Source organism: Streptomyces phyllanthi (genome assembly GCF_009377205.1).
GTDB lineage: Bacteria > Actinomycetota > Actinomycetes > Streptomycetales > Streptomycetaceae > Streptomyces > Streptomyces phyllanthi.
On sequence record NZ_VJZE01000376.1, the window covers coordinates 1 to 9457 of the forward strand.

General features: G+C 71.4%; 10 protein-coding genes and 1 pseudogene. 7 read left to right on the forward strand and 4 right to left on the reverse strand.

Annotation, left to right across the window (positions count from 1 at the left end; translation table 11 throughout):
* The 5 genes and pseudogenes from FNH04_RS34785 to FNH04_RS34810 all read left to right on the forward strand — a co-directional run.
* Nucleotides 1-244: hypothetical protein (locus tag FNH04_RS34785; protein WP_152789843.1), on the forward strand; the 244-nt coding region annotated here is incomplete at its 5' end.
* Complete coding sequence (locus tag FNH04_RS34790) at nt 241-654, forward strand: roadblock/LC7 domain-containing protein (RefSeq protein ID WP_152789844.1); 414 nt, start codon at nt 241-243, stop codon at nt 652-654. The genes FNH04_RS34785 and FNH04_RS34790, both read left to right, overlap by 4 nt.
* Nucleotides 651-1013 carry a DUF742 domain-containing protein gene (locus FNH04_RS34795; protein WP_152789845.1) on the forward strand — a complete coding sequence of 121 codons (363 nt, stop codon included), beginning with the start codon at nt 651-653 and terminating at the stop codon, nt 1011-1013. The genes FNH04_RS34790 and FNH04_RS34795 overlap by 4 nt, the downstream gene beginning before the upstream one ends.
* Before the next feature lie 453 nt (nt 1014-1466).
* Nucleotides 1467-1655: pseudogene (locus FNH04_RS34800) on the forward strand (hypothetical protein); the annotation flags it as partial.
* A gap of 170 nt (nt 1656-1825) precedes the next feature.
* Nucleotides 1826-3142 (forward strand): cytochrome P450, encoded by a 1317-nt coding sequence (locus FNH04_RS34810; protein WP_152789852.1) that lies wholly within the window; start codon nt 1826-1828, stop codon nt 3140-3142.
* 66 nt (nt 3143-3208) lie between these two features.
* Here the strand turns inward: FNH04_RS34810 and FNH04_RS34815 are convergent, their stop codons facing one another.
* Entirely contained in the window at nt 3209-4453 is a 1245-nt protein-coding gene (locus tag FNH04_RS34815) for a cytochrome P450 family protein (protein WP_152789846.1), read from the reverse strand.
* 205 nt (nt 4454-4658) lie between these two features.
* Here FNH04_RS34815 and FNH04_RS34820 point away from each other — a divergent pair, with 205 nt between their 5' ends.
* Nucleotides 4659-5066 (forward strand): hypothetical protein, encoded by a 408-nt coding sequence (locus FNH04_RS34820; protein WP_152789847.1) that lies wholly within the window; start codon nt 4659-4661, stop codon nt 5064-5066.
* A 243-nt stretch (nt 5067-5309) separates the two neighbouring features.
* Here FNH04_RS34820 and FNH04_RS34825 read toward each other — a convergent pair whose 3' ends face one another.
* Together FNH04_RS34825 and FNH04_RS34830 are read right to left on the reverse strand one after the other, a co-directional pair.
* The gene (locus tag FNH04_RS34825; RefSeq protein ID WP_152789848.1) at nt 5310-5732 is read right to left on the reverse strand and encodes a DUF6114 domain-containing protein; all 423 of its coding nucleotides are present in this window, start codon (nt 5730-5732) and stop codon (nt 5310-5312) included.
* Complete coding sequence (locus FNH04_RS34830; protein ID WP_152789849.1) at nt 5720-6400, reverse strand: DUF6230 family protein; 681 nt, start codon at nt 6398-6400, stop codon at nt 5720-5722. Before FNH04_RS34830 ends, FNH04_RS34825 begins: the two co-directional genes overlap by 13 nt.
* A 695-nt stretch (nt 6401-7095) precedes the next feature.
* On the opposite strand from FNH04_RS34830, the gene FNH04_RS34835 reads away from it, so the two are divergent.
* Nucleotides 7096-7746 (forward strand): Tat pathway signal sequence domain protein, encoded by a 651-nt coding sequence (locus tag FNH04_RS34835; RefSeq protein ID WP_152789850.1) that lies wholly within the window; start codon nt 7096-7098, stop codon nt 7744-7746.
* A gap of 34 nt (nt 7747-7780) precedes the next feature.
* Here the strand turns inward: FNH04_RS34835 and FNH04_RS34840 are convergent, their stop codons facing one another.
* Complete coding sequence (locus tag FNH04_RS34840; protein ID WP_152789851.1) at nt 7781-8827, reverse strand: lytic polysaccharide monooxygenase auxiliary activity family 9 protein; 1047 nt, start codon at nt 8825-8827, stop codon at nt 7781-7783.
* Nucleotides 8828-9457: the final 630 nt, after the last annotated feature.

A 9457-nucleotide genomic window follows, 5' to 3' on the forward strand; every position in this document is an offset into this window, starting at 1 on the left:
GTTCCAGGTCAACGCCTCGTTCCACGAGATGCTGGTGGGCTGCTCCGGCAACCAGTTCCTGCTGGAAGCCGTACGCCGTGAGGCCGCGCGGAGCGGACCGCGGTACGAGCCCGTGTGGGAGGCCCTCGGGAAGGAACCCGAGCCGGATCCGGACGGCGCCCCCGGTGCCGCAGCGGAAGAGGGCGGCCCTCAAGAGGTCGCGCACACGACCCCCCACGACGAGGAAGGGACCCCCCGCGCATGATCGAGCCCACGACCAACGAGCTGGGCTGGATGCTCGACGAGGTACTGAAGGTGCCCGGGGCACGGCACGCGATCCTGCTGTCCGCCGACGGCATGCTGCGCGCCCACTCCGCCCACATCGACCGGGACGACGCCGAACGGCTGGCGGCCGGGCTCTCCGGGCTGCAGTCGATCAGCCGGAGCACGGCCGGGTTCTGCGGCCCCCGGGACGCCCCGTGGCGGCAGACACTGATCGAGTTCGGGCACGGGTTCGTGTTCCTGGTCGCCGCAGGCGAGGGCGCCTACCTCGCGGTCTCCACCAGCGAGCACGTGGACATGGAGGCCGTGACGTACCGCATGCACAAGCTGGTCGACCGCCTCGGCAAGGAGCTGACCAGCCCCGCCCGGCCGGCCACCGGCAGCCGCGCATGACCCCACGGCGCCGCCCCCCGGAACGACTCGTGAGGTCGTACGTCGTCACGGACGGCCGCGCCTTCCCGAGCCGCAACACCCTGGACCTGGTCACGATGGTGGTCACCGGCGAGGACCTGCCGCTGACCGGTCTCAGCCCGGAGAAACGCCGGGTGGTGGAACTGTGCCGGCCCGGCGCCCTGTCCCTCGCCGAGATCGCCGGGCACCTCTCGCTGCCCGTCAGCGTGACCAAGGTGCTGGTCGCCGACCTGATGGACAGCGGCCACCTCGTCACCCGCGCCCCCTACGTCCCGGCGGACCCGTCGTCCGACGTCCGCATGCTGGAGGAGGTCCTCGATGGGCTCCGCGCCCGGCTCTGAACCGTTCCTTTGGACTGAGCAGAAGTGAGCCTGATCAGCCGCACGCCCCGAACGGTCTTGAGGGCTCCCCCACTGCCTCAAGGGCGTGGGAGGTGCCCCCAGGTCCCCGGCGTACTCAACCCCGGGGCAGCGACACGCATCCTGTGCGTGGTCCGATCCCGGGAGGCCAGTTCCCTGTGCGACCTGGCCAGTGGGTACGGCCAGAGGCGACGGGGAGGCCCCGAACCATCACTCCGGTGGAGCGGGGGCCCCGTACGCTGGCGCCGTGCCCGGCGTCCCAGATCGCACGATCACGTTAGCCCGATCGGCCCAGGGCACCGCAAGCCCGCAAGCGGACCATCACACGGTCGAGTTAAACCACCCTCGTGCGCACTCCCCGGCGAGCAGTTACCAACCCCCGCCCGACGCGTATCTGCGGCCCATGTGAAGTCCGCGGCCAAGCTGCTGGTCGTGCACGCGCTGGACGAGGTGCGCGAGGCCCTGGACCTGCTGCCCGAGACCCCGCTCGTCCTCCCCCACTCTCGGCTTCGCTCGAGTGGGGGGACCCCCACCGATGCCCGCGACCGGGAGTCGTCCACCCGGGCGCTGATCGCCCTCGTCGAGTACCTGATCGGCCGCACCACCGAACTGGAGCACGCGTGACCTCCGCCCCGTCGTCCCCTCCCGGCCCGTCGTCTCCTCCCGGCCCGTCGTCTCCTCCGGCTCCGTCGTCTCCTCCGGCTCCGTCGTCTCCTCCGGCTCCGTCGTCTCCTCCGGGTCCGGGGCCGTCGGCCCCGTCCGCCCCGCCGCCGGGATGCCCGGCCCACGAGGCCCTGTACGGCCCCGGGTTCGCCGCCGACCCCGCCGCCGTCTACCGGCGTCTGCGCAGGGCCGGGCCGACCGCCCCGGTCGAGCTCGCGCCCGGGGTGCGGGCCAGGCTCGTCACGTCGTACGACGCCGCCCTGCACGTGTTGCGCAGCCCGGAGACCTTCGCCAAGGACCCGCGCCGCTGGCGGGACCTCGCCGACGGCACCGTCCCCGTGGACAGCCCCGTGGTGCCGATGATGATGTACCGGCCCAACGCCCTGTTCACCGACGGCGAGGAGCACCGGCGGCTGCGCGGCGCGATCACCGACAGCCTGGCCCGCGTCGAGCCGGCCACCCTGCGCGGCTACGTGGAGCACAGTGCCGACACGCTCATCGACCGGTTCGCACCCAGGGGCGAGGCGGACCTGCTCGGCGAGTACGCGCAGGTGCTGCCGCTGCTGGTGTTCAACCACCTCTTCGGCTGCCCGGCGGACTACGGCGTCCGGCTGGTCGAGGGCATGTCCGGGATCTTCGACGGCGTGGACGCCGAGCGGGCCAACGAGCTGCTGACGACCACGCTGCTCGACCTGATCGAGCTCAAGCGGGCGCGCCCCGGACATGATGTGACGTCCTGGCTGATGGCGCACCCGGCGCGCCTTGAGGACGACGAGATGGTCCACACCCTCGTCGTGCTCATGGGCGCGGGCACCGAGCCGCAGCAGAACCTGATCGCGGGCAGCCTGCGGCTGCTGCTGTCCGACGACCGGTTCGCGGGAACCCTCTCCGGGGGCAGCCTGCCGGTGGAGGACTCCCTCGACGAGGTGCTGTGGACCGAGCCGCCGCTCGCCAACTACGCGGTGCACTACCCGAAGCACGACGTCACCTACAAGGGCGCGCTGCTCAGGGCGGGCGAGCCGCTCGTCGTCAGCTTCGCCGCCGCCAACACCGACCCGGCCCTGGCGAGTGATCAGCGGGCGGGCAACCGTGCCCATCTGGCGTGGAGCGCGGGCCCGCACAACTGCCCGGCGCAGAGCGAGGCCCGGCTGATCGCGGCGGTGGCCGTGGAGAAGCTCCTCGACCGTCTGCCGGACGTCGAACTGGCCGTACCGGTCGAGGAGCTCCAGTGGCGGCCCGGGCCCTTCCACCGGGCGCTCACCGCGCTGCCGGTGACGTTCCCGCCGGCCGCGGTGACCGCACCGGACGCGGCCGGGCCGCAGGCATCCCGGAGCGGACCGGCGGCGGGACCGTACGGACCCGCCGCCGAGTACGCGCTCCCCGCGGTGGACCCGGGCCGCCCGGCGACCGGCTGGGCCCGGCTGTCGGCGTGGTGGCGCGGGGAGTGACCCCCGCGCCAGGCCCGTACCCCGTACGGGGTCGGCCGAGTCCGTACCGTCAGCCGAGCCGTCCAGTCAGCCGAGCCGTACCGGCAGCCGGCGGTGGCCGTTGGAGATGAAGGACTCCACGTGCCCCAACTCCTCGTCGTTCGCCGCGAGTTGGAGCCCGGGGAACCGTGCGAACAGCGCCGGCAGAGCGATCCGGGCCTCCAGACGGCCCAGCGGCGCGCCCAGGCAGTGGTGCACACCGTGCCCGAAGGCCAGGTGCTCCTTGTCGGCGCGTGTGACGTCGAAGCGTCCGGCGTCCTCACCGTGCCGCCCGGGGTCGCGGCCGGCGGCGGCGTACGCGGCGAGGATCGGCTCGCCCCGGCGGATCACCACGCCCTCGGGGCCGCCGAGTTCACCGAGGGCGAGGTCCTCGACGGCGTACCTCAGCGGAAGGCTGGCGACCGGGGCGTCGTACCGCAGCGTCTCCTCCACGACGTCGTCCCAGGAGCCCCGGCCCGACCGTACGAGCGCCAGCTGGTCCGGGTGGGTGAGCAGCGCGTGGATGGCGTTGTCCAGGAGGTTGACCGTGGTCTCGTGCCCGGCGCTGACCATCAGGGTCAGGGTGTCGACGAGTTCCCGCTCGCTGAGCCGGGTGCCGCCCTCCTCGTCGCGGGCCGCTATCAGCCCGGTGGTGAGGTCGTCGCCGGGCGACTGCCGCTTGGTGGCGACGAGTTCGGCGAGGACGCCGTACATCTGCTCGTAGGCGGCGGTCATCTCGCCCGGGTCGGCGGACGTGTCGAAGAGCCGGTCGACCAGCCGCCGCAGCTCGGCCCCCCGGTCCTCGGGCAGCCCGAACAGCTCGCTGATCACGCGGATCGGCAGCGGGTAGCACAGCTCCTCGCGCAGATCGACGACAGGGGACCGGCGCCCGGCCTCCTCGATGCCGTCCAGCAGTTCCTTGGTGATCTCCTCGATGCGGGGCTGGAGCGCGGCCGTGCGGCGTCCGGTGAAGGCCTTGGAGACGAGGATCCGCAGCCGCCTGTGCTCGCCGCCGTACGCGGTGAACATGTTGTGCACGGCGACCCAGGTGAACAGCGGCCAGTCCGGGGTGATCCCGCCGTCGATGAACCGGGGCCAGTGCTGTCGCGGGTCCTTGGACACCCGCGGGTCGGTGAGCAGCCGCTTCAGCAGCTCGGTGCTGCTGACCGCCCAGGCCTCGACCGCGCCCGGGAGTTCCACACGGGTCACCGGACCCCTCGCGCGGATCCGGGCGGCCTCGCCGTGGATGTCACGGCCGGTCGTGTCAATGGCCAAGGGCTTGGTGTTTCCCATCGGGGCCTGCCTCCCTGGTAGGACGACGTGGGTACGGTCCGTGACGCTACGGTGCCGTAGGGTCGCCCGGCGAGACGGCGCGGCGAGTGCTGCGTACGGGGGCAACTTCCGTGCGCGCGGCGACAACTGACCTGCGCGCGGCGAGAAGCCGGCGCCTCCTGCCCTTCCTAGGCTGGAGGGACCCTCGGTAAGGCCGGTGAGCGCGATGACAGTCAGCAGGGTCCCGCGGTGGATGCCGCTCCACAGCACAGAGGTGTGCATCCTGCCGGCCGGCACCTGGTGGGACGCGGTCCGCGTCCCGCTGGCCCTCGGCGTCCGGGCGCTCGGCATGCTCGGCGACGGGACCGGCGCGGTCATCAGGGACGGTTACGGCTCCATCCTCTACTGGCTGGTCCCGCCGGGTGAGGCGGACGGCTGGCACGTCCCGGAGGTGCAGATCCTGGGCCCCGGCAGCCATGTGGCCGTCCCGCCCCCGCGCCGTACGGCGGGCCCCGGCCTGTACTGGCAGGTCCCCCTCTCGTACGACCGCGAGTGCACGAGCCCCGCCCGCCTTCACGCGGCCCTCGCCGTCCCCCGGCTGACGGCCCGCCCGGTCCCGTGGCTCGTCCCGTGAACGGCGGCGCCGACCGGACCTGAGCCCCTCCGGGGCCGGACGCACGCTTCCTGGGACCGGATGCCCACGCCTCTCAGGGCCGGATGCCCCCGCTGCCGCTGCCGCTGCCGCTGCCGGGGCCGGGTGGCTGCGCGTCCTCGGGCCCGGTGGCTGCGCCTCCTCGGTCGGACATGAGTCCGCCCCGGCCGGGATCTGAGCCCGGCCGGGGCGGACCGCACGGTGGCCTCCCTGGCCGCGTGAGGGTTACGGCGTGGGGGCCGGGGACGCCTGGTCGCGGTGGCGGCGCAGCAGGCGGCGCCGCTTCTCGCGGGGTTCCTGGTCCGGGAGCCAGCCGAAGGTCAGCACGCTGCCGACCAGGCCGAGCACCAGCCCGACGATGAACCCTCCGAGGTTGGAGGTGAGCCAGGTGCCGACCGTGAGCAGCACCGCGATGATCGAGTAGAAGAGCCGCTGCGAGGGGTTGAACAGGATCAGCAGCCCGCAGACGATCATCATGGTGGGCAGCAGGTACCCGGCGATCCCCTGCATCCCGATGTGCAGGAGGACGGGAAGCGGCGCCTTCATGGTCACCAGGATCTCGGCGCCGCCCAGGACGAGCAGCAGCCCGCCCGGGAAGGGCCGCCGCCCCCTCCACTCCCGGAAGCGCTGCCGGTTCACTGCGGGCAGCCCTTGTCCCCGAAGCTCATGTGCAGGTTGGGAAGCTTGAAGACGGCGGCGGTGGCGGCGTAGTTGTGCTGGTACAGGTCGGTGATGACGACCGAGTCCGCCTGCTGGCCGTAGACGCCGGGAGAGCCCTTGATCGGGACCTTGTCGAAGGTGCTGGAGTCCCGGCCGATCTCGATGTTGTTGAACGTGGCGTTGCCGCCCGTGATCTCATCGGAGTCGATGGCCAGGTTCTTCACCGACACCGGGGTGCCCTTGCCGCCCGCGGTGAGGACGAGCTTGATTCCGCCGAGGTCGACGCTCTGGCAGAGGTTGGTCAGCTTGCCGTCCTTCACCACCGAGGTGACGACCAGCACCTGACCGCCGGTGTCGCCCTCGTTGGGGCTGTTCTCGATCATGTGGTCCAGCGAGCCGAACTGCGCGAAGCCCTCACCTTCGAGCTTGTCGGCGGTGACCACGAACGGCATGCCGGAGATGGCGAACTGGACGCCGAGGGCGCCCTGGGCGGTGGCGATCATCAGACCCGCGGTGAGGACCGTCGCCGGGACCGCCATCACGGCGGCGCGGCGCAGGCGGACCCGCCCGCGTCTGCCGGATCTCTGCGAGTCCTCGGATATCCCCGAGCCCTCGGGGATGGAGTTGGACGCCGAGGCGTCCGGGGACGAAGCCATGTCTGCTCCCTGAGCACTGTCAATGCGAGAAGTGAGGTTCGAACGGCTCGTTGTCCTGGCGCGGACAGCGGCTGCGACGCGGCTGCCCCGTACCTCCCGACGGCACGAGGGCTTGATTGCTACGCCGCAGTAGCCTCCTCGGAAGTTACCGGTGGTTACTTTGGAGGGTCAAGGCACTTGTGCCAAAAGGATGTTGGTTGTGTCCTACCTGTGAAGAGGGGAAAACCTCCTCACCTCCGACTTCCTTATTCCAGCTCCAACATTCCTTGCCCGAATAGATCTTGACGGTCATTCAGGAAAGATCCTGACGATACATCAACTTGCCTGTGATGCCTTGACGTTGACTTACCGGCGGGTTTACAACTCTCCCTGGTCTCCCCCGGATCCGTGGCGCCGGATCCGTCGTGCAGCGCTCGTCACCCTCCCGAGTTCCCCGTCGCCGACGGGGTGCCGTGACATGCCTGAACGCGCTGCGCGGTCCACCACAGCACCACCTCCGCGGCACCGGCGCGGTCGCCTTCCCCTCCCTGAAGGACCGTGCCGGTCGCCCGGCTGCCGCTGCCGTCCCGTCACGTACGGAGAAGGCGTCACGGGCCGGCAGCGGTGAGCCGCACCGCCGCGTCCCTCTGTTCCGCGCGCACCGCGCTCCTCGGCGCGCACCCACCCCCAGCCCTCACTTCGAAAGAGGCACCCCCATGCGTACGAAGTCCCTGCTCGCCCTCGTCGGCACCGCCACCGCTCTCCTGCTGTCGGCCACCCCCGCGTCCGCCGCCGACACCGTGCTCACCGTCGGCGGCCCGGCCGGAGACGCGGTCGCCGTCGGCGACGAGCTCAGCGCGTCGCTCGCCTCCGGCACGGCCGCCAACTTCTACTCCAGCGCCACCGGCACCAGCGGCGTCTCCTGCACCAACTCCACGTTCACCGCCGACGTCACCGACAACCCGGCGGCGCCCGGCACCGCCACCGAGTCGGTCAAGGCCCACACCTTCGCCAGCTGCACCAGCAACGTCCTCGGTGTCACCGGCGTCACCAGCGTCACGGTCAACAACCTGCCCTACACGGCCACCGTGTCCTCGGACAACACGGTCACCGTCACTCCGGCCCCGGGCTCGGTCATCCAGACCACCGTCGTCCTGCGGACCCTGCTGGGCAGCATCAACTGCGTCTACCAGGCGCCCAGCATCACCGGCACGGCGAGCGACGACGACAACAGCATCAACTTCACCAGCCAGCCGTTCACCAGGGTCTCCGGCTCGTCCCTGTGCTTCAGCACCGGTTACTTCACGGCGAAGTACGCGCCCGTCACCGACACCACCCAGGGCGGTGCCACGGTCTTCGTCAACTGAGTCACCGCGCCGGTCGAGTTCACCGGCTCGTGATTCACCGGCTCCTGAGCCGGCGCACCGTCAGGGCGGCGCCCGCGGCGAGCACCATCGCCGCGGCGCCGCCCGCCGCGATCAGCGGCAGCGACGCGCCGGACTCGCTGGTCGCGCGCGACACCGGGCTGCCGGGGACGGCCGTCCGCTCCGCGGAACCGGCGTTCCCCGCCTGCCCGTCGGCGGTCTCGCCGCTCCCGGTCCCGCCGCTCGCGGTGTCTCCGGCGGCGGTTCCGTCCGCCGTGCCGGAGGGCTTCGGGGACCCAGTGGCGCCGGAGCCCTTGCCGGACGCCTTGTCCCCGTTCCCTTCCCCGTCCCTGTCCCCGCCTCTGTCAGTGTCCTTCTGCCGGGACGTGCCGCCGCCCTCCGCCGCCTTGGGGAACACCACGTCCGAGCACGAGTAGTACGTGTCGACGGTGCTGGTGTTCTGCCAGATCGTGTACAGCACGTGGTGCCCGGACCGGTCGGACGGCAGGCGGGCCGAGAAACGGTACGAGCCGTCTCTCAGCGGCGGGTCCGTGATCTCGGCGAACGGCTTCGCCGGGAGGTCGGACCAGGTGAGCGGCTCTGCCGGGTCGTATCCCGGCTTCGTCAGATACAGCTTGAAGGTCCCGGTGTGCGGAATCGTCGAGCGGTAGGTGAGGTTCAGCTTCGCGCCGGGGGAGAGGCGGGTCGAGGGCCAGTCGGCGCGGGCCAGATCGAGACCCCTGTAGGCGGGCAGGCCCCCGCTGCACAGCTTCCCGTCGGGGACGACCTGCCGGTCGCGGCCGCCCACACCCGCCACACGGAGGTTGTCCCAGGCCGTGAACGGCGCCCCGTTCGCGGCGACGGCCGCCCGGCACGCGGCCGACCGCGCCCGTTCACCACCCTCGGGCGAGCATGCCGACACCCGGCTCACCGGGTCGGTCGGCGCGCCGTGCGCGAGGGCCGGGGGCGCGGCCCACGTGGTCAGCAGCACGGGTGCCGCCGCGGTGGCGGCGGCCGCGAGGGCGGCACGGCGCGCGGGCCCGCGGGACGTCACACGGGTCCGCATCCGATGTGTCCGGTCCATCCGGTGGACCCTCCTCGGCCGTCGACAGGGGGGTGATGCACCGTCTCGTACGAGCCGCCGCTTCCGTCCGTTCAACGGCCGACGCCCGGTTTCGCACCCGGTTCCGCGCCCGGTTCGACGCTCTGCCCGGTGCCGGACGCGTACGGTCCGCGCGGGCCGCCCATGAGGGGATACGGAACCCGGACCAAAGCGGCTCTATCAGGTCAACCGGCCCGCGCGACAGGTGAGTTCCCTGTCGCGGAGAGGGTGGGCCCGCCACGGGATCGAGGGTTTTCCCCGTATTCACGTCACCTGCAGCGCACTTATCGTTCCAGCCACAGCTGACCCACAGGTAACCCCGAAGCGGTCGCTCACGCAGGCCAGGCCCTGGGACCTGGCCGGCACATTCACGCCGGCCGGCCCCCGCACAGCACCTTTCTCCCACCCCCCTCCGCTTCGACGAGGAAGCGTTTCCCCAGCCCTGTCTCTTATAAACATCTCCTAGCCCACGAGACGTAGAGTACACTAGTATGCCGTGTCCGGCGTGAAAAAGAAGCTGGTGATGTATATGGGGCTGAATCAGGCTGCAACTATTCAGCAAAAGCTGATTGAATACGGTATGACTGGTGAAATGCCGGTAGCAATTGTCGA